Source organism: Brenneria sp. hezel4-2-4, from assembly GCF_013155275.1.
Taxonomy (GTDB): domain Bacteria; phylum Pseudomonadota; class Gammaproteobacteria; order Enterobacterales; family Enterobacteriaceae; genus Brenneria.
This window is the reverse complement of record NZ_JABJXS010000001.1, coordinates 238,652-261,354: the sequence shown is the minus strand read 5'-3', so window position 1 is coordinate 261,354 and position 22,703 is coordinate 238,652. Positions and strand designations below refer to the sequence as shown.

Genomic DNA, 22,703 nt, shown 5'->3' with positions numbered 1-22,703 from the left:
GAGAAAATACCGCATACAGGTCATTATGTCAGAAAAACCGGGATCAGAATTCAGCATCAATATCGACAATGTTGACCAATTTATGGTTTACAAATTCTTTGATGCCCAATCCAATTAACTCACGACCATACCCTGAACGACGGACCCCGCCAAAGGGGAGGTCGGCTTTAACCATGGTCGGATGGTTAACAAACACCATACCGGTTGAGACTTTTTTCGCGACTTCCGCGCCATGTTGGGTATCCCGGGTGAAGACGGAGCCGCCTAAACCGAAGGGAGAATCATTGGCGATGCGGATCGCGTCAGCTTCATCTTTGGCCCGGAAAAGCATTGATATCGGCCCGAAAAACTCCATGGAATAGGCCGGGTTGTCCGGTAACACGTTTGTCAGAATGGTTGGCTGAACGAATGCGCCTTTTTCCGGGACCTTAGGACCAACCTCTGTGGCGATTGCGCCATGATCCACAGCAAACTGGATTTTCTCTTTCACCTCATCCGCCGCTTTTTGCGATGAAAGCGGGGCAAGCGTGGTATCGGGGGACATGGGGTCGCCTGCGCGTAATGCCGCTACGCCATCGGTATACAGTTTGAGGAATTCGTCATAAACCTCATCGACGATAATCATGCGTTTAGATGACACACAGACCTGTCCGCCGTTCCAGTGACGTCCGAATACCGCCCATTTGACGGTTTTTTCCATTTCGGCGTCGGCCAGTACGATAAACGCATCCGCGCCGCCCAGTTCGAGCGTCGATTTTTTGAGTGCTTTGGCGGCTTGCTGGGCAACGAGCGCGCCGGCGTCTTCAGAGCCGGTGAGCGCAACACCGTGCACGCGCGGATCGTTAAGGATGCGTTCAATCTGGGAACGCGTGACGTACAGATTTTTGAAAGCCCCTTCCGGCAAGCCTGCATCACGCATCAGACGGTCAAACAATGCCGCGCTCTGCGGAACGTTTGAGGCATGTTTCAGCAAGATGGTATTCCCGGCGGACAACTGCGGGGCAATGATGCGGGCAATCTGGTAATAAGGGAAATTCCACGGTTCGATGGCTAACAGGACACCAAGCGGTTCATGGTATACCACCGCTTCACCTTCGGCAGGATCGGCTACCGGAAGCTTTTCCGGTTCAAGCAGTGATTCCGCGTATTTTGCGTAATATTCGAAAATCTGGGCGGATAACTCGACTTCCGCTTTTGCTTCGGTGAACAGTTTACCCATCTCCAACGTCAAGAGTTTTGCGTAGCTGTCGCTCTCTTCACGCAGTAAATCCGCTGCACGTTGCATGATGGCTCGTCTTTCCGCAAAAGAGGTGTCTTTCCATGCCAGGAAAGTCGCATGCGCGTGTTCTATTGCGGATGCGACTTCGGCATCCGTCGCATCAGGAAAAGTTTTTATTAATTCCCCGGTGTAAGGGTTCGTTGTGGCGTAGGCCATATTATTTTCCTTATAATAGAGGGAAATACGTAGAGACTGCTTAAGCTAGATATTTCCACATGATGGTAAACGCTGTCGGGGGGCGATGGATGTCCGAACAAACAGCGTATCTCTTTTCTGCAACACTACAATAATACTCTAATGACCAAGTGTTAACTTTATCGACATAAATTGATAGTACGCTTATTTTTGCCTTAGATCCTATCTGCTGTTGAACAGGATGTGCTAATTCACGTTCAAGCGGGGGGAGCGCTGGCCGTCATCGACATGACTTTTCGTCAACATGCGATGCTGAAAATAAAACCTTGACCGCCGCCGATGCGCGCTCCGCTTAGGCTGTTTATCGCGACTTTCCTTTTGAAAAATGTAAAGTTATGTGGATTTAGTAACTGAAAAGTTAAGAATGCTTGAAAATGACGCCGCAGCCCATACGATATGGATTGTTGCAAACTTCATTTTTCTGCGAGAGGAAATCAAACTTCTATGATGCGTATTGCGCTTTTCCTGATCACCAACCTGGCGGTGATGTTGGTTTTCGGGCTGGTACTCAGCCTGACGGGAATTCAATCCAGCAGTGTCCAGGGTTTAATGATTATGGCTGGGCTGTTCGGCTTTGGCGGTGCGTTTGTATCACTGCTGATGTCTAAATGGATGGCATTACGATCTGTTGGTGGGGAAGTGATTGAACAACCACGTAACGAAACAGAACGTTGGTTGCTGGAAACCGTCCGTTCGCAGTCTCAGCAGGCGGGTATCGTGATGCCTCAGGTCGCGATTTATCATGCGCCGGATATTAACGCTTTCGCCACCGGGGCGCGGCGTGACGCATCGCTGGTCGCTGTCAGCACCGGGCTGTTGCAAAACATGAGCCGTGATGAAGCAGAAGCGGTCATTGCTCATGAAATCAGCCATGTGGCTAACGGCGATATGGTCACCATGACGTTAATCCAGGGCGTAGTGAATACCTTTGTTATCTTTATTTCCCGCCTGATTGCTCAGGTCGCTTCCGGCTTTCTGTCCGGAAATCGGGATGAAGGCCAGGGCAGCGGTAATCCGCTCGTCTATTTCGCCGTTGCCACGGTGCTGGAATTGGTGTTTGGTATTCTTGCCAGCATTATTACCATGTGGTTCTCCCGCTACCGTGAATTCCATGCGGATGCGGGGTCGGCGAAGCTGGTAGGGCGTGAAAAAATGATTGCCGCGTTGCAACGGCTGAAAACCAGTTATGAACCACAGGAAGAGAGCAGCATGCTGGCTTTCTGTATTAACGGTAAATCCAAGTCGTTCAGCGAATTGTTTATGTCGCATCCTCCGTTGGATAAACGGATCGAAGCTCTGCGTTCCGGTGCCTACCTGAAGTAACCGTTCAAGTCTGTTTCCCCCAAGGCCCTTAACGGGCCTTGGTCATTTCTGTCTCCCGCTAATGTCCTGCGCGGCTTTTTCTTTGCTTCAGCAATGTCATTAAATCAGAAAGCGCCGATCTAAATACCGGAATGTTTCATAAAACAAAATCGCGATCACGGAAAATTGAAACATTGTTTCTATAATGTTGGATGACCGGCGTTATCGCGTGAGCCAGGAAAGTGTGGTTTTAGATGATCGCAATGATAAGCGACATCATGGTATGCGCGCACGGCGTCAGACTTTTCACGATCGGTTCTAAGGATTTACGGAATGGCCAAAGGCAACAAGCTCTCCCTCGCGTTTCATACCTATCAGGATTCGGCAACCGGCACAGACGTTGTACGGCTGACTCCGCCCGATGTTATCTGCCACCGCAATTATTTTTATCAGAAATGTTTCACTAACGATGGAAGCAAGTTGCTGTTTGGCGGTGCTTTTGATGGCCCGTGGAACTATTACCTGCTGGATCTGGAAACGCAGCAGGCAACGCAGTTAACCGAAGGCAAGGGCGATAATACCTTTGGCGGTTTCCTCTCCCCTGACGACGATACGCTGTATTACGTAAAAAATGTACGTAATCTGATGCGTGTCGATCTGGAAACGCTGGAAGAGAAAATGATTTACCAGGTTCCTGATGATTGGGTGGGTTACGGTACCTGGGTGGCGAATTCCGATTGTACTAAAATGGTCGGCATTGAAATTAAAAAAGAAGATTGGCAGCCGTTAACGGACTGGAAAAAATTCCAGGAATTCTATTTTACCAATCCCTGTTGCCGCCTGATTCGGGTCGATCTGGCAACCGGTAAAGCGCAAACCATACTTCAGGAAAACCAATGGCTGGGTCATCCGATTTATCGCCCCGGGGATGATAATACCGTGGCTTTCTGTCATGAAGGCCCGCACGATCGGGTGGACGCCCGGATGTGGTTCATTAATGAAGACGGCAGCCACATGCGTAAAGTAAAAGCGCATGCGCAAGGCGAGAGTTGCACCCATGAATTCTGGGTGCCAGACGGTTCGGCGATGATCTATGTGTCTTACCACAAAGGCGATCCCAACCGGTATATCTGCCGGGTTGATCCGGTTACGCTGGAAAACCGTCAGTTAATGGTTATGCCGGCCTGTTCTCACCTGATGAGTAATTTTGACGGCTCATTGCTGGTCGGCGATGGTTCTGATGCACCGGTTGATGTGCAGGATGATAGCGGTTATAAGATTGAAAACGATCCTTTCCTGTACGTATTTAATATGCACAGCGGCAAACAGTACCGTGTTGCCCAGCACAATACCTCCTGGGCGGTATTAGAAGGCGACCGTCAGGTCACTCACCCGCATCCTTCCTTCACGCCGGATAATAAACACATTCTGTTTACGTCCGATGTCGATGGTAAACCGGCGCTTTATCTGGCTAAAGTGCCGGATTCCGTCTGGCAGTAATTCACGTGAATAAACTGCGTCATTACACGGCGCAGTTTATGACGATGAATTAACTTACCTATTAATTCGTAAATTTTTTTTACCCTGATATTTATCAAAGTTGCTTGATTATCGTCGTTGTTCCATTGCCATCATCAACGAGTTCCCTTTATACTAAAACCATTGTTCTATTTTTTTTAAAACAAGAAAACTGAGTAGGGTAACCACAAAAATGGCTATTGCAGATTTAGATAAACAACCCGATTCCGTGTCGTCCGTTTTAAAGGTTTTTGGTATTTTGCAGGCATTAGGCGAAGAGCGTGAAATCGGTATTACCGAACTCTCGCAGCGCGTGATGATGTCTAAAAGTACCGTGTACCGTTTCTTGCAGACGATGAAATCCCTGGGCTATGTGGCGCAGGAAGGCGAATCAGAGAAATATTCGCTGACGCTGAAATTGTTTGAGCTGGGCGCGAAAGCCTTGCAGAACGTCGATTTAATCCGCAGCGCGGATATCCAAATGCGGGAGCTCTCCGCGCTTACCCGGGAAACCATTCACCTCGGCGCACTGGATGAAGACAGCATCGTTTATATCCACAAGATTGATTCGATGTATAACCTGCGTATGTATTCCCGCATTGGTCGCCGTAATCCGTTGTATAGTACGGCCATTGGTAAAGTGTTGCTGGCGTGGCGCGATAGCGGGGAAGTCAAGGATATTCTATCTACCGTCGAATTTACGCGCAGCACGCCGAATACCCTTTGTACTGCCGAAGATCTGCTGACGCAGTTGGATGTGGTCCGTGAACAGGGATACGGTGAGGATAATGAAGAACAGGAAGAAGGGTTGCGCTGCATCGGGGTTCCTGTTTTTGACCGTTTCGGCGTCGTTATCGCGGGGTTAAGTATTTCATTCCCGACCATTCGCTTTTCTGAAGAAAATAAACTCGGATATGTCGGCATGTTGCATACCGCCGCCAGAAATATCTCTGAACAAATGGGCTATCACGATTACCCTTTCTGATATTAAGATATGTCTGCATATAAGCCTGTCCTCGCGACAGGTTTTTTTATGGCGGCCTGCTGTCCGCGCGATGTCGCGCACGCTGTAAAAAACCGCGCCACGGCGCGGCGATGGTCGCGAGCGTCAGGCTAGCATTGCAGAGTATCGAACTTACCTTCGGCTTGATGCTAAGATGAGAGCCCGTGAGTTGTTATCTGGCAAATTGTTATGAGTGGCATAGCTGTGAATACATTAGAGATGATTTTTATTGCACTCATTGCGCTTCTGGTTTTACTGGTCTGGTTTTTTATTAACCGGGCCAGCGTCAGAGCGAATGAGCAAATCAAACTGTTGCAGGAGATCGTTGAACAACAACGGCAACAGCTGGATTTGCTGAATATGTTAGTGCCACAACGTGCAAAGGAAGATACCGCCGATTTGCAGGCGCAGGATGATGCGGTGCTTGACTTTAAAAACGTCATTCCAGAACGTTAATGACGGCCGGAAAGAATACATAAAGAGGGTGTAATATGCAGCAAAGCGGATTATCTTGCGCCTTCAGGCGGTACAGGAAAATGCGACTTTGCTGCCGCATGGAACGATAAAAGTTTATTCGATTTTAGCCGTCTCTAAATTACCCGCTTTAGCGTTCTCTATTGCCGCGCCGGCAAGTATTTTAAAGTCTTCCGTCGAGTGCGTTGCTCCCGTTACGCCATCGACAGCGTCGATATTCTGCGTTGCCAACAGGCTTTGTGAGAGTTTTACCGTATAGATATCCGGTGATGTGCCCGTCGTGGCGGCCATTTTCTTGATGTATTCGTTGTCGCTGGTTTTCAGGCGACCGTCTTTTTCACTGGTATAGTCAAATTTGACCTCAGTGATTTTCCCATCCTTATATGTCAGATCCAGAAAGGGTTTCCATCCGTGCGCATCAAAGTCGATGGCCTCGGCTTTATAGGTGCCATCCTTAATCACGCTTTCTGCGGCAAAAGCAGTAACGGCAACGAAACCCACGAGAACGATGGGTAAAAATTTCATTTTCATGCTTCATTTCCTTTCTGAATGATAGATATAGTAACGGTGTATAGTTAATAAATGACGCATTGATACTCGATTAGAATAGCGTTTCATCTTTTTGAATTCAGTGTGCCAATTAACAAATTTGCGCTAATGACGCATTTTTATTGTGGCTAATATGATGGCTATTCCAAACGGCATGTGTTCGTTTATCCTTGGATTATTTAGTGATATTATCCTGACTGCCTTTTTAGGCGAATGTGTGCACATCAAACGAAATCGTGTGCCAACTTGCTTGCCAATCTGACATTGTGGGTCTGATTTGACATGCAATCATCTGAAATTAAAGAAATTGTTTTTTGCATGTGATCTTTCGTGTGGGTCACCACTGCAAATAAGGGAATTATAATGCCTGTTATTACCCTTCCTGATGGAAGTCAGCGTCACTACGACCACGCCGTTTCTCCCCTTGATGTCGCCCTTGATATCGGTCCCGGACTGGCAAAAGCCTGTATCGCCGGCCGCGTGAACGGCGAATTGGTCGACGCCAGCGACAAAATCGAAACCGACGCCCAGTTGGCGATTATTACCGCCAAAGATGAAGCGGGTCTGGAGATTATTCGTCACTCCTGCGCTCACTTGCTGGGTCATGCCATCAAGCAGTTGTGGCCTGATACCCGGATGGCGATTGGTCCGGTCATCGATAACGGTTTCTATTATGATGTGGATATCGATCGCACCCTGACGCAGGAAGATATCGATCTGCTTGAAAAGCGTATGCATGAGCTTGCCGACACCGACTATGACGTGATTAAAAAGAAAGTCAGTTGGCAGGAAGCGCGCGACACCTTTGCCGCCCGCGGCGAGACCTATAAAATCGCCATTCTGGACGAAAACATTAGTCATGACGACCGTCCTGGGTTGTATCATCACCAGGAATATGTCGATATGTGCCGTGGCCCGCACGTACCGAATATGCGTTTCTGCCACCATTTTAAATTGCAGAAAACGTCCGGCGCCTACTGGCGCGGCGACAGCAGCAACAAAATGCTGCAACGTATTTACGGCACGGCTTGGGCGGATAAAAAACAGCTCAACGCCTATCTGCAACGTATTGAAGAAGCCGCCAAACGCGATCACCGCAAGATTGGCAAGCAGCTCGATCTTTACCATATGCAGGAAGAAGCGCCGGGAATGGTGTTCTGGCACAATGATGGCTGGACTATCTTCCGCGAGCTTGAAGCGTTTGTGCGCATGAAGCTGAAGGCATATCAGTATCAGGAAGTTAAAGGCCCGTTCATGATGGACCGCGTGCTGTGGGAAAAAACCGGGCACTGGGACAACTACAAAGAAGCGATGTTTACCACCTCGTCGGAAAACCGGGAATATTGCATCAAGCCGATGAACTGCCCGGGGCACGTGCAGATTTTCAATCAGGGATTGAAATCTTATCGCGATCTGCCGCTGCGGATGGCTGAGTTCGGCAGTTGCCATCGTAATGAACCGTCGGGTTCATTACATGGTTTGATGCGCGTTCGCGGCTTTACGCAGGATGATGCGCATATCTTCTGCACGGAAGAACAGGTCCGTGAGGAAGTGAATAGCTGCATCAAGATGGTGTACGATATGTACGGCACTTTCGGTTTTGAAAAAATCGTGGTGAAACTGTCTACCCGCCCTGAAAAACGTATCGGCAGCGATGAAATGTGGGATCGCGCCGAAGAAGATCTGGCCGCCGCATTGACCGAAAATGATATTCCATTTGAATATCAGCCGGGCGAAGGGGCGTTCTACGGACCAAAAATTGAATTTACCTTACATGATTGTTTGGATCGCGCCTGGCAGTGTGGTACGGTGCAACTCGACTTTTCGCTACCGGGTCGCCTGAATGCTTCCTATGTGGGTGAAAGTAACGAACGTCAGGTACCGGTAATGATTCATCGGGCCATTCTGGGATCAATGGAGCGTTTCATCGGTATCCTTACCGAAGAATTCGCCGGTTTCTTCCCAACCTGGTTGACCCCGGTACAAGCGGTGATCATGAATATCACCGATAGCCAGTCTGACTATGTCAGCGAATTGACCAGAAAACTGCAAGAAGCAGGCATTCGCGTAAAAGCAGACTTGAGAAATGAGAAGATAGGCTTTAAAATCCGCGAGCACACTTTACGGCGTGTTCCCTATATGCTGGTCTGTGGCGATAAAGAGGTTGAGGCAGGCAAAGTTGCTGTCCGTACCCGTCGCGGTAAAGACCTGGGGAGCCTTGATGTCAGTGAAGTTATTAATAAGCTGCAACAAGAGATTCGCAGCCGTAGTCTTCATCAATTGGAGGAATAAGGTATTAAAGGCGGAAAACGAGTTCAACCGGCGCGTCCTAATCGCATCAACAGAGAAATTCGCGCACATGAGGTACGCCTGACAGGCGTCGAAGGCGAACAGCTTGGCATTGTCAGTCTGAATGAAGCATTAGAAAAAGCCGAGGAAGCAGGTGTTGATTTAGTTGAAATCAGTCCTAACGCCGAGCCGCCGGTTTGCCGAATCATGGATTACGGCAAGTTCCTCTATGAGAAGAGTAAGGCTACAAAGGAACAGAAGAAGAAGCAAAAAGTCATTCAGGTCAAGGAAATTAAATTCCGGCCTGGTACCGATGATGGCGACTATCAGGTCAAACTACGCAACCTGATTCGCTTTCTGGAAGACGGCGATAAAGCCAAAATCACGCTGCGTTTTCGCGGTCGTGAAATGGCGCACCAGCAGATTGGCATCGAAATGCTTAACCGCGTTCGTGACGATCTGAGTGAACTGGCAGTGGTTGAATCCTTCCCATCGAAGATTGAAGGCCGCCAGATGATCATGGTGCTCGCACCTAAGAAGAAACAGTAAGGCATTCAAGTAGCTGAACCCGCGCCGCGTTCGCGCCGTGCGGGTTTTGTTCGCCTTATCTGATTCGTTGTAATTAACAATGCGAAGTGGAAATTAACATGCCAAAGATCAAAACAGTACGTGGCGCCGCTAAACGCTTCAAAAAAACCGCCAACGGTGGTTTTAAGCGTAAGCATGCTAACCTGCGTCATATTCTGACCAAAAAAGCGACTAAACGTAAACGTCATCTGCGTCCGAAAGGTCTGGTCTCCAAAGGGGATCTGGGTCTGGTCATCGCCTGTTTGCCGTACGCATAAGTAACCTTTTTTGAATTTAGAATAAGACTTTAGGAGAGAGCATATGGCTCGCGTAAAACGTGGTGTGGTTGCTCGTGCACGTCACAAAAAAATACTGAAACAAGCGAAAGGTTACTATGGTGCCCGTTCGCGCGTTTATCGTGTTGCCTTCCAGGCAGTAATCAAAGCTGGTCAATACGCTTACCGCGACCGTCGTCAACGTAAACGTCAATTCCGTCAGCTGTGGATTGCACGTATCAACGCAGCAGCCCGTCAGAATGGCTTGTCTTACAGCAAATTCATCAATGGCCTGAAAAAAGCCTCTGTTGAAATCGACCGTAAGATCCTGGCTGATATCGCCGTATTCGACAAAGTCGCATTCAGCGCACTGGTTGAAAAAGCGAAAGCAGCGCTGGCGTAAGTCAGTGAAAAGAGGGAGCCTGGCTCCCTCTTTTCGTTTTGACCCGCTTGGCGTTCAGCGCAATAAGTGTTGCTGTTGACATTTTTGGTATCTCATTTTTCAATAACGTTGTTTTGTTTTTCCGTTTTCCAATAACGACAAGGTAACGCAAGTATGCATACTGCTATTTTCCGTTTCTTTTTTTACTTTAGCGCCTGAACTCCGGGGGGCTTTGCGCGTAAGAAAAGAAACGAAAAGTAGCGCCTAAGCCTCCCTCAGGGAGGCTTTTTTGTTTAATACGACGTAATTTTTCAATGCGCGGGCAAGCATGACGCGCTATTGATATGACATTTTCCAATCATGACATTTGGCCGTACAGGCAGAAGAAGAGGAATGCAATGCCACATCTCGCAGAACTGGTTGCCAAAGCCAGAACAGCCATAGAAGAGGCCGGGGATATCAGCGCACTGGATAACGTGCGCGTTGAGTATCTTGGCAAAAAAGGTCACTTAACCCTTCAGATGACCACGCTGCGCGAGCTGCCGGCGGAAGAGCGCCCTGCGGCCGGCGCCGTTATTAACCAGGCCAAGCAGGAGGTGCAGGACGCGCTGAATGCGCGTAAGCAGGCGCTGGAGGCGGCTGAGTTGAACGCCCGTCTGGCTGAGGAAACCATCGACGTCTCGCTGCCGGGACGCACCAGTGAGAACGGTGGCCTGCATCCGGTGACCCGCACGATCGATCGCATTGAAACCTTTTTCGGCGAGTTGGGGTTCTCCGTGGCGACGGGGCCGGAAATCGAGGATGATTATCATAACTTCGATGCGTTGAATATCCCCGGGCATCACCCGGCGCGCGCCGATCACGATACATTCTGGTTTGATGCGCAACGCCTGCTGCGTACGCAAACTTCCGGCGTGCAAATTCGCACCATGGAGCAACAGAAGCCGCCGATTCGCATCATTGCCCCTGGTCGTGTATATCGCAATGATTACGATCAGACCCATACGCCGATGTTCCATCAGATGGAAGGGCTGATTGTTGATAAAAACATCAGCTTTACCAACCTGAAAGGGACGCTGCATGATTTTCTGCGTAACTTTTTCGAGGAAGATTTACAGGTTCGTTTCCGTCCTTCCTACTTTCCGTTTACCGAACCGTCCGCTGAAGTGGACGTGATGGGTAAAAACGGCAAGTGGCTGGAAGTGCTGGGTTGCGGCATGGTGCACCCGAATGTGCTACGCAATGTGGGTATCGATCCTGAGGTTTACTCCGGCTTTGCTTTCGGCATGGGCATGGAGCGCTTGACCATGCTGCGTTACGGCGTAACCGATTTGCGCGCATTCTTCGAAAACGATCTGCGTTTCCTCAAACAGTTTAAGTAAGGCGGGAATATCATCATGAAATTCAGTGAACTCTGGTTGCGCGAGTGGGTAAACCCGGCGGTAGACAGCGATACATTATCTGAACAAATCACTATGGCCGGCCTGGAAGTCGACGGCGTCGAGCCGGTTGCCGGCGCGTTCCACGGCGTGGTGGTCGGCGAAGTGGTCGAGTGCGGACAACACCCGAACGCCGATAAATTGCGCGTAACGAAAGTCAACGTGGGCGGCGAGCGCCTGCTGGACATCGTGTGCGGCGCGCCGAACTGTCGGCAGGGGCTAAAAGTGGCGGTGGCGACCATCGGCGCGGTATTGCCTGGCGATTTCAAAATCAAAGCCGCCAAACTGCGTGGCGAGCCGTCCGAAGGGATGCTGTGTTCATTCTCTGAACTGGGTATTTCCGACGATCATAACGGCATCATCGAACTGCCGCTGGATGCGCCGATCGGGACGGATATTCGTCAGTACCTGCAACTGGACGACAACGCCATTGATATCAGCGTCACGCCGAACCGCGCCGATTGTCTGGGCATCATCGGCGTTGCCCGCGATGTGGCCGTGCTGAACCAATTACCGCTGACAGAGCCTGATATTCAGCCCGTCGCGGCCACCATTGAGGATAGGTTCCCGATTCAGGTTGAAGCCTCGCAGGCTTGCCCGCGTTATCTGGGGCGGGTGGTCAAAGACATCAATGTCAAAGCCGCTACGCCGCTGTGGATGCGTGAAAAACTGCGCCGCTGCGGCATTCGCGCTATCGATCCGGTTGTGGATGTCACCAACTATGTGTTGCTGGAACTCGGTCAGCCGATGCATGCGTTTGATCTCGACCGTCTGGAAGGCGGGATTGTGGTCCGCATGGCGCAGGATAACGAAACGTTGACGCTGCTGGACGGCAATGAAGTGACGCTGAACACCGATACGCTGGTGATCGCGGATAAACAAAAAGCGCTGGCGTTGGGCGGGATTTTTGGCGGCGAGCATTCAGGCGTTAATGAAGAGACGCGGAATGTTTTGCTGGAGTGTGCTTACTTTAATCCGCTGTCGATTACCGGACGTGCGCGTCGCTACGGTTTGCATACCGATGCTTCTCATCGCTATGAGCGCGGCGTCGATCCGGCTTTGCAGTTTAAGGCGATGGAGCGGGCGACCGCTCTGTTGATCGATATTTGCGGCGGCAGCGCCGGCCCGGTGGTGAATGTAACCAGCGAGGCGGATTTACCGGCGCGGGCGACCATTACGCTGCGCCGTGAAAAACTCGATCGTTTACTCGGTCATCATATTGCCGACGATCAGGTCGATGATATTTTACGCCGCCTCGGCTGCAAGGTAACAAAGACCGATGCTGGATGGCAGGCCACCGCGCCAAGTTGGCGTTTCGATATGGAAATCGAAGAAGATCTGGTGGAAGAAGTTGCCCGTCTGTATGGCTATAACAATATCCCCAATATCGCCACTCAGGCGCCGTTGACGATGACGTCTCATCGCGAGGCTTCTCTTCCGCTGAAGCGCGTGAAGACGCTATTGGTCGATCGCGGCTATCAGGAAGCAATTACTTACAGTTTTGTCGATCCTAAAATTCAGGCGCTTGTCCATCCCGGTGAAGAGGCATTAATGCTGCCCAGCCCGATCTCCGCGGAGATGTCGGCGATGCGTCTGTCGCTGTGGAGCGGCCTGCTGAGCGCGGTGGTCTATAACCAGAACCGCCAGCAAAGCCGCCTGCGCCTGTTTGAAAGCGGATTGCGCTTTGTACCGGATAGCGGCGCCGATCTGGGCATTCGTCAGGATGTGATGCTGGCGGGGGTTATTACCGGCAGTCGTTATGAAGAGCATTGGGATCTGGCGCGTCAGGCGGTTGACTTCTATGATTTAAAAGGCGATTTGGAAGCGATACTGGCATTGACGGGTAAATTATCCGCCGTTGAGTTCAGAGCGGAAGGTAATCCGGCATTGCATCCGGGGCAAAGTGCTGCTATTTATCTGTGCGGGGAACGCATTGGATTTATTGGGGTTATCCACCCGGAACTGGAACGTAAGCTGGATTTGAATGGCCGCACCGTGGTATTTGAACTGCTGTGGAATAAGGTCGCAGACCGCGTGCTGCCTGATGCGAGCAACATTTCTCGCTTCCCCGCGAACCGCCGTGATATCGCTGTGGTAGTGGCTGAAAACGTTCCCGCTGGTGATATTATAGCCGAGTGTAAGAAAGTTGGCGCAAATCAGTTAGTTGGCGTAAACTTATTCGACGTGTACCGAGGTAAGGGCGTAGCGGAAGGGTATAAGAGCCTGGCTATCAGCCTGATCTTGCAAGATACCTCTCGTACACTGGCAGAAGAGGAAATTGCCGCTACCGTTGCGCAATGTGTAGCAGCATTAAAACAGCGATTCCAAGCATCCTTGAGGGATTGAACCTATGGCGCTTACTAAAGCTGAAATGTCAGAATACCTGTTTGAGAAGCTCGGGCTGAGCAAACGGGATGCCAAAGAGCTAGTCGAGCTGTTTTTTGAAGAAGTTCGTCGCGCTTTGGAAAATGGCGAGCAGGTCAAACTGTCGGGTTTTGGCAATTTTGATTTGCGAGACAAGAACCAACGTCCGGGACGTAACCCAAAAACTGGCGAAGATATTCCGATTACGGCGCGCCGTGTGGTCACGTTCCGTCCGGGGCAAAAGTTAAAAAGCAGGGTAGAGAACGCCTCTCCCAAAGAGTAAAAGTGATAACTCAAAAGGCCGCGCAAGCGGCCTTTTTCCTTTATGGGGATTGCAGCGTGGATGAGGTGATCCAAGGGCGGTGAAATCGATTTAACAGCTTATCTGCGATTCTGACGGGTAGTAAACCAGCACAGCAATGATCCCAGCGTCACCATGATGACGCCCTGCCAGAAAGAGAACGAAGGGGTGATGCTCAGCCACAGTGCGGCCAGCAGCGTTGAAATCACCGGGGTAAAATAAGAGGCGGTAGCCAGCAACGTCAGATTACCGTGCTGAATGCCGGTGTCCCACGCGGAGTAGGCGACGGCGGTGGAGACGCCCATGAAGATCAGTTCAATGGCGTTGGTGATGGTGAAGCTCAGGGCGTTCTCCGCGCTGAACGCATATTGCAGCCATAGTACGACGGCGGTGATGAGGAAAAAGAATAACACGCCGCTTTCCCCGCGGCCGAAACGTTTGGCGATATTGCAATACAGCGCCCAGGCGATGGCCGCCGAGAAGGCCAGCCCGTAAGCCAGCGGATTGGTGAGGATGTTTTGCCACAGCATGCGCGGAGACCATTCGCCTTCCCCCTGCATAATCCAGACGATACCGGATAGTGAAAGAGCCAGCCCCGCCCAAAGCAGGACGCGGCTTTTTTGCTGGTTGATAAAGATGGAGAACAGGATGGTCAGGCTGGGCCACAAATAGTTAATCATGCCGAGTTCCATGGCCTGTAAACGGGTATTGGCAAGTCCGATAGAGACGGACAGAAAAATTTCATAGCAGATAAAGAGCGTTCCCCCGGCCAGAAGATAGACTTTGGGCAGCGTTGTTATTTTGGGAACACCATAAAACAGCAACAGACAGAGCGTGCTGGTGCTGTAAATCATCGCGGCCCCGCCAAAGGTGCCGAGTGATTCGGTCAGGCTGCGGATCAGCCCGACGGAGGTGCTCCACAGAACAATAGCCAGCAAACCAGCGAGTGTGGCGCGTTGCGGCGTCAAGATCATGATGTTGTATCTGACTTAGGTATAGGAAGCGGAAATAATAAAAACGGATGCCGTTGCCTGCATCCGTTCTACGCAAAACTGAAGGATTAACGCCAGAAATCGTCGAAAACGGTAACCGGCGGCCGACGTTTATGCTCGGTTTTACGATACCAGTTTTCAATGATGGCGGCGTCTTGCGCACCAATTTGCTTCCCTTCGAGATAATCATCAATCTTTTCATAAGTCACGCCCAGCGCGACTTCATCGGGCAGCGACGGGCGGTCTTCTTCCAAATCGGCCGTCGGCGCCTTGGTATAAAGATGAGCAGGGCAGCCCAGTTCCCGCAGCAGCGCTTTCCCCTGACGTTTATTCAGACGGAATATCGGGTTGATATCTGTTCCGCCGTCGCCGTATTTGGTGAAAAAGCCGGTCACGGCTTCAGCCGCATGATCGGTTCCTACCACCAGTCCGGCATTCATGCCGGCGATGCTGTACTGGGCTTTCATCCGCTCGCGGGCTTTTTCGTTACCTTTAACAAAGTCGGAAAGCTCGATGCCAATCGCTTTCAGCGTGGCTTCGCTGGCTTCCACCGCCGGTTTGATATTAACCGTCAGCACTCTGTCTGGTTGAATAAAAGCGATGGCGTCCTGGCAGTCGGCTTCATCGGCCTGAACGCCATAAGGCAGACGGACGGCGATAAATTGGTAGCTGTCATCGCTGGTTTCATTACGCATCTCGGTAATTGCCGTTTGGCAGAGTTTGCCGGTCAGCGTCGAATCCTGACCACCGCTGATCCCCAGTACCAGAGATTTCACAAACGGGTGAGCATTCAGATAATTCTTTAAAAAATCAACGCTAACGCGGATTTCTTTCACCGGGTCGATGGCGCTTTTCACCCCCAGCGCAGTGATAATCTCCTGCTGTAATGACATAATCTCCCCCCCTTCTGAACTTATTGATCCTGCGAAATAATTATCCCAATTACCAGAGTGTAAAGCTAATTGGCATGAAGAAAAAGAACAAGCACGCAGTCAGTTGTTTTACCTATGGATGAAGCCGTTCCGGGCGCTTATCTAATTTTGTTATAGGTAGGGTTATAATTTGAAAAAACGCCGTTTGCCATCTAGCCTTATCTATGACCCATTCACATGAGGTAATGCAATGAAAAATAATCGACTAATGTTGTGTATTGCGGCGGCAGGAGCAGTCTTTCTTTCTGGGTGTTCGACTTATAACAAAGCTGAGAGTTATGTCAATGAACCGGTGGTGAAAGACGTTAAGGTCGGGATGACGAAGCAGCAGGTTCTTCAGATTGCTGGTTCGGGAGGCATGGAAAGACGTCTGGTGAACGCGACAGGCACCTGTAGCGATTATCTGCTGAAAAATCGTGACGGCACGGCGCAGAATTACTTTGTCAGCTATGACGACACCGGCCATGTCCGTAACAAAGGTTTCCAAAGCTGTCAGGCTTATGACACTAATCCGCAGCGGTAATTGAAATTAATAGCTACATCATAACGTAGCGCATGGGCTTATCTGACTTTCTGCTATATCTACATTCTCATATCTGAAAACATGCTGGAAGACGCTTTCTCATCAGAGAACAGCGGCTTTCAGCATGATCTGTAAACATCGTTGTAGACCTTGCGTCCCCAAAGCGCCTCACCCTGAATGAGCGGGGGAGAAAAGCACGCGCGCATAGTGTTAATGGATAGTGTTAAGAATTTGCCTGGATTAGGTAAAACATTGTCAGATGACAGGGGATTAAGATTATTCCATCTTCACCCGCGTGAGATTGTAACCGATATTGCTGCTAACCGGTTTACAAGACTGTACATGCGTCGAGGAAAATGCAATGACGAAAAAAACACTGGCACTGGCGATGTCGTTATTTCTGATCACCAGCTCTTTTTCACCCCTCACTTTTGCTGAAGGGCCAAATAGATCGCAAGACCAGAAATGGCAACAAGGTGACAACCAAAAGGGCGGTGAGCGTACCGGTAAACAAAGAAATGTCTCCAACGATCATCACAACAGCGACAAAGGGAAAAATGGCGTAAAGTCCGCTTCACGTGAACAGCGTAATACGGCCAAATTCCGCGAACGGGACCACTTTGCGTGGAACGGCAATGATTTCAGAAAAGGCCAGGCGGCGCCCAAGCATTTTCGTGGCGATAATTATCGGGTGAATGACTGGCGCGTCCGCGGCTTACGTGAACCGCCTGCCGGGCAGCACTGGGCTTATATTAACGGCAACTACGTGTTGATTGCCGCTGCCACCGGGATAATCACGGCCATTCTTCTGAATAGCGCATTGAATTAGTCGTAAGAGGCGTCGGTAAATCATTACCGACATTGACAACGCCTGTTATTAGGGAGAGCGTGGCGAGGGGCCGTAGCGGCGTAAGCCGCCGACAAATTTGCCAGGAGCAAATTTAAACAGCATTTATGCTGGCCCGCAGGGTGGGGCACAAGGATGTGTCCCATAATGGCCCCTCGGTACGCTAGGCCCGGGTATCGCTTACCGACGCCTTATCGTTTTATTTAATGTTATCGATGCGCCAACTCGGCTTCTTCCTGCGCATCAAACACGGTTTTATCCGTTTGCTTCAATAACTGACTGGTGACCGTGCCCGCGGTCATTGAACCGCTTACATTCAACGCCGTACGTCCCATATCAATCAATGGCTCAATAGAAATCAGCAAAGCAACCAGGGTAACCGGCAGCCCCATTGCCGGCAGAACGATCAGCGCGGCAAAGGTTGCGCCGCCGCCGACGCCGGCCACCCCTGCCGAACTGATGGTGACAATCCCGACCAGCGTGGCAATCCATACCGGATCGAGCGGATTAATCCCCACCGTCGGAGCGACCATCACCGCCAGCATGGCGGGATAAAGTCCGGCGCAGCCATTCTGGCCGATAGTGGTGCCAAATGAGGCGGCAAAGCTGGCGATGGATTCCGGTACGCCGATACGGCGGGTTTGCGCTTCGATGCTCAGTGGGATGGTGGCGGCGCTGGAACGGCTGGTAAAGGCAAATGTCAGCACCGGCCATACCTTACGGAAAAACCGGGCAGGATTAATGCCGGTCAGCGACAGAATCAGCGCATGAACGCCGAACATGATAGCCAGACCCAAATAAGACGCCACCACAAAGCTCCCTAGCTTGAGGATATCTTGCAGGTTGGAGCTGGCCACCATCTTGGTCATTAACGCCAATACCCCGTACGGGGTCAGTTTCATCACCAGACGAACCAGTTTCATCACCCAGGATTGCAAGGTATCAATGGCAACCAGGATCCGCTCGCCTTTGGCGGCGTCGTCTTTCATCAGTTGCAGCGCGGCAACGCCGAGGAAGACGGCAAAAACAACGACGCTGATAATCGACGTGGGATTGGCGCCGGTCAGTTCGGCAAACGGGTTTTTAGGAATAAAGGAAAGAATGATCTGCGGGATGCTCAGATCGGCAACCTTGCCCGCGTAGTTATTTTCGATGGCCGACAAGCGGGCGGTTTCCTGCGCGCCCTGCACCAGTCCAGTTGCCGTCAACCCGAACAGATTGGTCACGAAAACCCCGACCAGCGCGGCAATCAGCGTGGTAAATAACAGGGTAGCCAGCGTTAATACGCTGATTTTCCCCAACGACGAGGCATTATGCAGCTTGGCGACCGAGTTCAGGATGGAAACAAATACCAGCGGCATAACAATCATCTGCAACAGTTGCACGTAGCCGTTGCCGACGATATTAAACCAGGCGACCGATTGGCTGATAACCGGGTTATCGCCGCCGTAGATCAGGTGTAGGGCCAGACCAAACAGAACCCCGATAACCAGACCCAGCAAAACTTTTTTTGCCAGGCTCCATGACTTGCCTTTGCTGGCGTATCCCACTAAAAGCAGCAGTGCGGCAAACGCCAAAATATTTAACAGCAGCGGAAAATTCATCTCCACTTCTCCCTATCAGTTAGATGAGCAATTTTTCAAAAATGATGACAAACACCGACAGGATATCAGTTCTTTTATAAGTTTGTTATATGGCGGTAGGCGACAGTCGGGGATGCGCCCGGCGCCGACGCGGCAACCAGGGTTTTTACGGCGAATGGGGCGGCGACAAAAAATAGGGCGGTCATTGAATCGGAGAGAGAATGACCACCCTGAACCGCAAAAATAAATCAATAAATTACGTTAATATACGATGAGGGTAATTCAGACACAGCCATTTACCTAACACAAAACAATACTCACTTACTTGTTTCACTAACCACAGACTACCTTAATAACGGGATGTTAAAATTAACTGGACTGATTCATTAATTCCAACATCCCTGGTTATTAATAAGGTCTAAACATTAAAACAACCGTTGGCGGATTAGAAGCTATAAGTTACGCCGACGCGGTAGCGCGTTTGACGATGATCGCTGGTGCCGTCCTGAGCGACATTACCCACCGCCATATAGGGCTTCCAGTTTTTATCCAGTTTATAAGAGAGTTTTACGTCATGCTCGAATTTATAAGTTTCGTTGTCATATTGGTATGCGCCGGCTTTATTGGCTTTCTTATAATCCAGTTCGTAATCAATCTGGTAGTCTTGCAGGAATTTATAACTGATAACGCCGGTCAGGTTATAACCATTTTCCTGCGTATCGGTTTTACCGATATTCCCGCTCTTACGCAAGTAATAAGGGCGATAGCGCAGCGAGGTGGACAGATCGTCGGTGATGTTGATTTTACCGCGCAGATAAGGGCGGTAGTTGTTGGTTGAAGAACTTGAATCTAAAGAGAATCCTGGTTCAAGAGAAAAAGTTTTATCAAAATTGTAAACGTAGCTGGCCACCACTTCAGTACCGTTGCTTACGGTTTCATTATAAGGTTTGTTCGGCGTGGTGTCAGCAGAAGATTGGCGCCATTTAGCTTCAACCGACAGGCCAAAACCATTAGCAAAACGGTGAGACATCAACAGACGATCGCGGTGATCATTCTTGGGCGTATCTTTCATTTCATGGCGATAATCGATATTGACGGCCATCGCGTTAATACTGACTAATGAAGTGACAGCCAGAGCGAGTAATTTTAATTTCATTGTTATAGTTCCTATATAGTTAGGATGATGTTTAATACAAAGACGCGTTTTTCTTTTTTGGAGCAAGTTCTATTGTATTTATTATTAAAATGTATTTTGTGATCCAGGTCTGCTTGATAAATTAGAATTGAAATGATGTTTTAAATTGTGATTGCGATCGGGTTGGATAGTGGGGTTGTTTCAATTTAAATGAAATACAATAAACTCATTGTTTTAAGATAAATAAAACTAAAAACAATAAAAAACCTGCCGTGTTAATGGCAGGTTGGTTAATTGATAAATTGCAGCGTATTTTATTTCATCGCACGTTTTAGAATACGTTCAGATTGACGCTGGAAGTATTTCGCGGTTTCTTCAACGGATTTCTGACCGTAATCGATGGACTGAATAGCATCGCCAAACAGAGAAACGATTTGCGGGTCGTCAAAGTAAGGCGAAACGCTCACGTTATGCGGCAGTGACAGCGCCTGAGCCAGACCGGCAACCGCCGGAGAATCATCTTTAATTACGCCGTCAGCCGTCAGTTGGGCTACGGCGGCCTTACTTAACGGAACGCCGCGTTCCAGTCCCAGCGCCTGAACGCCTTCTTTGCTGTTCAACAGGAAGTTAATCAGCAGAGACGCTTCTTTAGGATGTTTGCTTGATTTGCCGATTGACAACATTTGCGCGGGTTTAAAGAACAGGCCGGCGTCTTTGGCCTCCGGCAGCATGGGATAGTGACCTAACTCCAGCTTGGCGGGCGGTTGCAGGTTGTCGGAATATTTGGTGATCGTCGAGTTCCACATATAGGTGCCGCTCCACTCGCCATTGATCCACGGCTTCATCTCATACATGTTGCTCTTACCGAAAGAAGCATAGTATTTCGCTGAAGGCATTACGTGGCTATCAACCAACTTTTTATACATGCCGAAGAATTCAACCCACTGCGCATCGGTATACGCAAACTTCTGCGCGTTCACATCAATGGCGGGGAGGTTGTATTTCTGAACCATATAGGAGTTTAACAGCGCCAGTGAATCCTGATGTTCCAGCACCACCGGGTAGTATTGATCGCCCAGTTTTTCTTTAAACACCTTGCCGGCATTCAGCAATTCATCCCAGGTTTTCGGATATTCCAGACCGGCTTTTTTCCAGCTTTCAGTATTGAAATAGAACACCCGGGCGGTGACGGAAATAGGAATGCCGTTCAACTTGCCGTTGACGGTGGTACTGCTGAGCTCTTTGGGATCGAATTGCGTCAGATCCAGCGTATCGTTGACTTTGTTCAGATCGTAGAAACCCTCGCCGTTTTTAGAGAAAATCGGCAGCCAGTTCCAGTTGGTCTGCATAACGTCAGGTTCGGTATTACCGGCAATTTGCGTAGTCAGACGGGACAAGTGTCCGTCCCAACCGGTGTACTCTGCTTTAACCGTGATATTCGGGTTCTGCTTATGGAACTCTTCAATGGCTTTGAGCGTTTGTTGGTGGCGGGTATTGCCGCCCCACCAGGACATTCTTAATTCAACCTGATCGGCGGCAAAAGACGGAGCCGCCAATAATGCCAGAGATGAGGCTATCAACGTGTGTAGGATCGCTTTTTTCATCGGTTACTACTCCTGTTAGAGAGAGATGTTTTTTTCTGTTTTTGCATCAAAGATATGGCATTTATCCATATCAAATTGGAAGAACACCTGACGGTGCAGGCCATTCTTGATAATCACCCGCGCTTCGTCGGACGGGACGCGGGTGGTTAATTCAAAGCCATCAACTTTTATGTACATAAAGAATTCATGGCCCATGTTCTCTACGCGAACCAGTTCACCCTGAGAATGGTTGGCCTCAAACGGTGTTTCGGAAACGGTCACGTATTCCGGACGGATACCGAAGAACACATCCTGACCGGCGTGAGGGCGAACCTTATCCTGCTGGGACTGATTCAATACCAGCGTGTAGTGCCCGACGGTCAGGCCAATCTGACCGTCATTTTCCACCAGTTTGCTTGGTTTGATGTTCATTTCCGGAGAGCCGATGAAGCCGGCGACAAACATGTTTACCGGGAAGTGATACAGGTTATCCGGGGTATCCACCTGCATGATATGACCCAGTTTCATCACGCAAATACGATCGCCCATGGTCATGGCTTCGGTCTGGTCGTGGGTGACATACACGGTGGTTGCCGCTTTACCGCTTTTCTTCAACTGCTTGTGCAGGTCGGAAATACGGATACGCATGGACGCGCGCAGTTTGGCATCCAGGTTTGACAAGGGTTCGTCAAACAGGAAAACATCCGGTTTTTTCACGATGGCGCGGCCCACCGCGACGCGCTGCGCCTGGCCGCCGGAAAGCTGGCGCGGCAGACGATCCATCAGATCTTCCAATTCCAGAATTTTGGACGCTTCGGTAACTTGCTCTTCAATCTGCGCTTTCGGCATTTTGCTAAGCTTCAGGCCGAACGCCAGATTCTCTTTTACCGTCATATGCGGGTAGAGCGCATAGTTCTGGAACACCATCGCAATCCCGCGCTCTTTGGGGGCCAGGTTGTTTACCACGCGTTCGCCGATACGCACTTCGCCGCCGCTGATGGTTTCCAGACCGGCCAGCATCCGCAGCGTAGTGGATTTCGCGCAGCCTGAAGGGCCGACGATAACCATGAATTCGCCGTCTTTAATGGTCAGATCGATGCCGTGTACCGCTTTGAAACCGTTGGAGTAAACTTTTTCCAGCTTATTGAAAATGACTTCAGCCATGATAGAT

General features: G+C 50.0%; 22 protein-coding genes and 1 other annotated feature. Of the genes, 14 read left to right on the top strand and 8 right to left on the bottom strand.

Going from position 1 to position 22,703, the window contains the following annotated elements:
- Nucleotides 1-43: 43 nt before the first annotated feature.
- Nucleotides 44-1,435 (bottom strand): NAD-dependent succinate-semialdehyde dehydrogenase, encoded by a 1,392-nt coding sequence (locus tag HOY33_RS01185; RefSeq protein ID WP_172287836.1) that lies wholly within the window; start codon nt 1,433-1,435, stop codon nt 44-46.
- Nucleotides 1,436-1,918: 483 nt separating this feature from the next.
- On the opposite strand from HOY33_RS01185, the gene htpX reads away from it, so the two are divergent.
- The 4 genes from htpX (at nt 1,919) to HOY33_RS01165 (ending at nt 5,753) form a co-directional block, all read left to right on the top strand.
- Complete coding sequence (htpX, locus tag HOY33_RS01180; protein ID WP_172287834.1) at nt 1,919-2,797, top strand: protease HtpX; 879 nt, start codon at nt 1,919-1,921, stop codon at nt 2,795-2,797.
- Nucleotides 2,798-3,109: 312 nt separating this feature from the next.
- On the top strand, nt 3,110-4,276 hold the full coding sequence (gene ogl, locus HOY33_RS01175; RefSeq protein WP_172287833.1) for an oligogalacturonate lyase: 1,167 nt from the start codon (nt 3,110-3,112) through the stop codon (nt 4,274-4,276).
- A 211-nt stretch (nt 4,277-4,487) separates the two neighbouring features.
- On the top strand, nt 4,488-5,279 hold the full coding sequence (kdgR, locus tag HOY33_RS01170; protein ID WP_172287831.1) for a DNA-binding transcriptional regulator KdgR: 792 nt from the start codon (nt 4,488-4,490) through the stop codon (nt 5,277-5,279).
- Between the two features lie 207 nt (nt 5,280-5,486).
- Nucleotides 5,487-5,753 (top strand): YebO family protein, encoded by a 267-nt coding sequence (locus tag HOY33_RS01165; protein WP_172287829.1) that lies wholly within the window; start codon nt 5,487-5,489, stop codon nt 5,751-5,753.
- Between the two features lie 114 nt (nt 5,754-5,867).
- On the opposite strand, the gene HOY33_RS01160 is transcribed toward HOY33_RS01165, so the two are convergent.
- A complete protein-coding gene (locus HOY33_RS01160; protein ID WP_172287828.1) occupies nt 5,868-6,302 on the bottom strand; it encodes an FMN-binding protein in 435 nt (144 codons plus the stop codon).
- A 381-nt stretch (nt 6,303-6,683) separates the two neighbouring features.
- Here HOY33_RS01160 and thrS point away from each other — a divergent pair, with 381 nt between their 5' ends.
- The 8 genes from thrS to ihfA all read left to right on the top strand — a co-directional run bounded on the left by thrS (nt 6,684) and on the right by ihfA (nt 13,919).
- Nucleotides 6,684-8,612: a threonine--tRNA ligase gene (gene thrS / locus HOY33_RS01155; protein ID WP_172287826.1), complete on the top strand. Its 1,929-nt coding sequence runs from the start codon at nt 6,684-6,686 to the stop codon at nt 8,610-8,612.
- A 3-nt stretch (nt 8,613-8,615) separates the two neighbouring features.
- Nucleotides 8,616-9,158 carry a translation initiation factor IF-3 gene (gene infC, locus HOY33_RS01150; RefSeq protein ID WP_113866144.1) on the top strand — a complete coding sequence of 181 codons (543 nt, stop codon included), beginning with the start codon at nt 8,616-8,618 and terminating at the stop codon, nt 9,156-9,158.
- 98 nt (nt 9,159-9,256) lie between these two features.
- Entirely contained in the window at nt 9,257-9,454 is a 198-nt protein-coding gene (gene rpmI / locus HOY33_RS01145; protein ID WP_009112988.1) for a 50S ribosomal protein L35, read from the top strand.
- A gap of 43 nt (nt 9,455-9,497) precedes the next feature.
- Nucleotides 9,498-9,854: a 50S ribosomal protein L20 gene (rplT, locus tag HOY33_RS01140; protein WP_009112987.1), complete on the top strand. Its 357-nt coding sequence runs from the start codon at nt 9,498-9,500 to the stop codon at nt 9,852-9,854.
- Nucleotides 9,855-10,001: 147 nt separating this feature from the next.
- Nucleotides 10,002-10,127: a sequence feature (Phe leader region), on the top strand.
- The gene (pheM, locus tag HOY33_RS01135) at nt 10,008-10,052 is read left to right on the top strand and encodes a pheST operon leader peptide PheM (protein ID WP_121514181.1); all 45 of its coding nucleotides are present in this window, start codon (nt 10,008-10,010) and stop codon (nt 10,050-10,052) included. (Overlaps the previous feature by 45 nt.)
- Before the next feature lie 104 nt (nt 10,128-10,231).
- Nucleotides 10,232-11,215 carry a phenylalanine--tRNA ligase subunit alpha gene (gene pheS, locus HOY33_RS01130; protein WP_172287824.1) on the top strand — a complete coding sequence of 328 codons (984 nt, stop codon included), beginning with the start codon at nt 10,232-10,234 and terminating at the stop codon, nt 11,213-11,215.
- Between the two features lie 15 nt (nt 11,216-11,230).
- Entirely contained in the window at nt 11,231-13,618 is a 2,388-nt protein-coding gene (gene pheT / locus HOY33_RS01125; RefSeq protein WP_172287823.1) for a phenylalanine--tRNA ligase subunit beta, read from the top strand.
- A 4-nt stretch (nt 13,619-13,622) separates the two neighbouring features.
- Complete coding sequence (gene ihfA, locus HOY33_RS01120) at nt 13,623-13,919, top strand: integration host factor subunit alpha (RefSeq protein ID WP_009112984.1); 297 nt, start codon at nt 13,623-13,625, stop codon at nt 13,917-13,919.
- A gap of 98 nt (nt 13,920-14,017) precedes the next feature.
- Here the strand turns inward: ihfA and yddG are convergent, their stop codons facing one another.
- Nucleotides 14,018-14,905 (bottom strand): aromatic amino acid DMT transporter YddG, encoded by an 888-nt coding sequence (gene yddG / locus HOY33_RS01115; protein WP_172288772.1) that lies wholly within the window; start codon nt 14,903-14,905, stop codon nt 14,018-14,020.
- A 92-nt stretch (nt 14,906-14,997) separates the two neighbouring features.
- Entirely contained in the window at nt 14,998-15,822 is an 825-nt protein-coding gene (gene nadE, locus HOY33_RS01110) for an ammonia-dependent NAD(+) synthetase (RefSeq protein ID WP_172287821.1), read from the bottom strand.
- 229 nt (nt 15,823-16,051) lie between these two features.
- Here nadE and osmE point away from each other — a divergent pair, with 229 nt between their 5' ends.
- Together osmE and HOY33_RS01100 are read left to right on the top strand one after the other, a co-directional pair.
- A complete protein-coding gene (gene osmE, locus HOY33_RS01105) occupies nt 16,052-16,384 on the top strand; it encodes an osmotically-inducible lipoprotein OsmE (protein ID WP_172287819.1) in 333 nt (110 codons plus the stop codon).
- A gap of 361 nt (nt 16,385-16,745) precedes the next feature.
- Nucleotides 16,746-17,213: an RcnB family protein gene (locus tag HOY33_RS01100; RefSeq protein WP_172287818.1), complete on the top strand. Its 468-nt coding sequence runs from the start codon at nt 16,746-16,748 to the stop codon at nt 17,211-17,213.
- A 227-nt stretch (nt 17,214-17,440) separates the two neighbouring features.
- On the opposite strand, the gene HOY33_RS01095 is transcribed toward HOY33_RS01100, so the two are convergent.
- The 4 genes from HOY33_RS01095 to HOY33_RS01080 all read right to left on the bottom strand — a co-directional run bounded on the left by HOY33_RS01095 (nt 17,441) and on the right by HOY33_RS01080 (nt 22,696).
- Nucleotides 17,441-18,835 (bottom strand): L-cystine transporter, encoded by a 1,395-nt coding sequence (locus tag HOY33_RS01095; protein WP_172287816.1) that lies wholly within the window; start codon nt 18,833-18,835, stop codon nt 17,441-17,443.
- A 424-nt stretch (nt 18,836-19,259) separates the two neighbouring features.
- Nucleotides 19,260-19,970, bottom strand: coding sequence for an oligogalacturonate-specific porin KdgM family protein (locus tag HOY33_RS01090; RefSeq protein ID WP_172287815.1), 711 nt, complete (start codon nt 19,968-19,970; stop codon nt 19,260-19,262).
- Between the two features lie 293 nt (nt 19,971-20,263).
- Nucleotides 20,264-21,553: an ABC transporter substrate-binding protein gene (locus HOY33_RS01085; RefSeq protein WP_172287813.1), complete on the bottom strand. Its 1,290-nt coding sequence runs from the start codon at nt 21,551-21,553 to the stop codon at nt 20,264-20,266.
- A 15-nt stretch (nt 21,554-21,568) separates the two neighbouring features.
- Complete coding sequence (locus HOY33_RS01080) at nt 21,569-22,696, bottom strand: ABC transporter ATP-binding protein (protein WP_172287812.1); 1,128 nt, start codon at nt 22,694-22,696, stop codon at nt 21,569-21,571.
- Between the last annotated feature and the right edge of the window lie 7 nt (nt 22,697-22,703).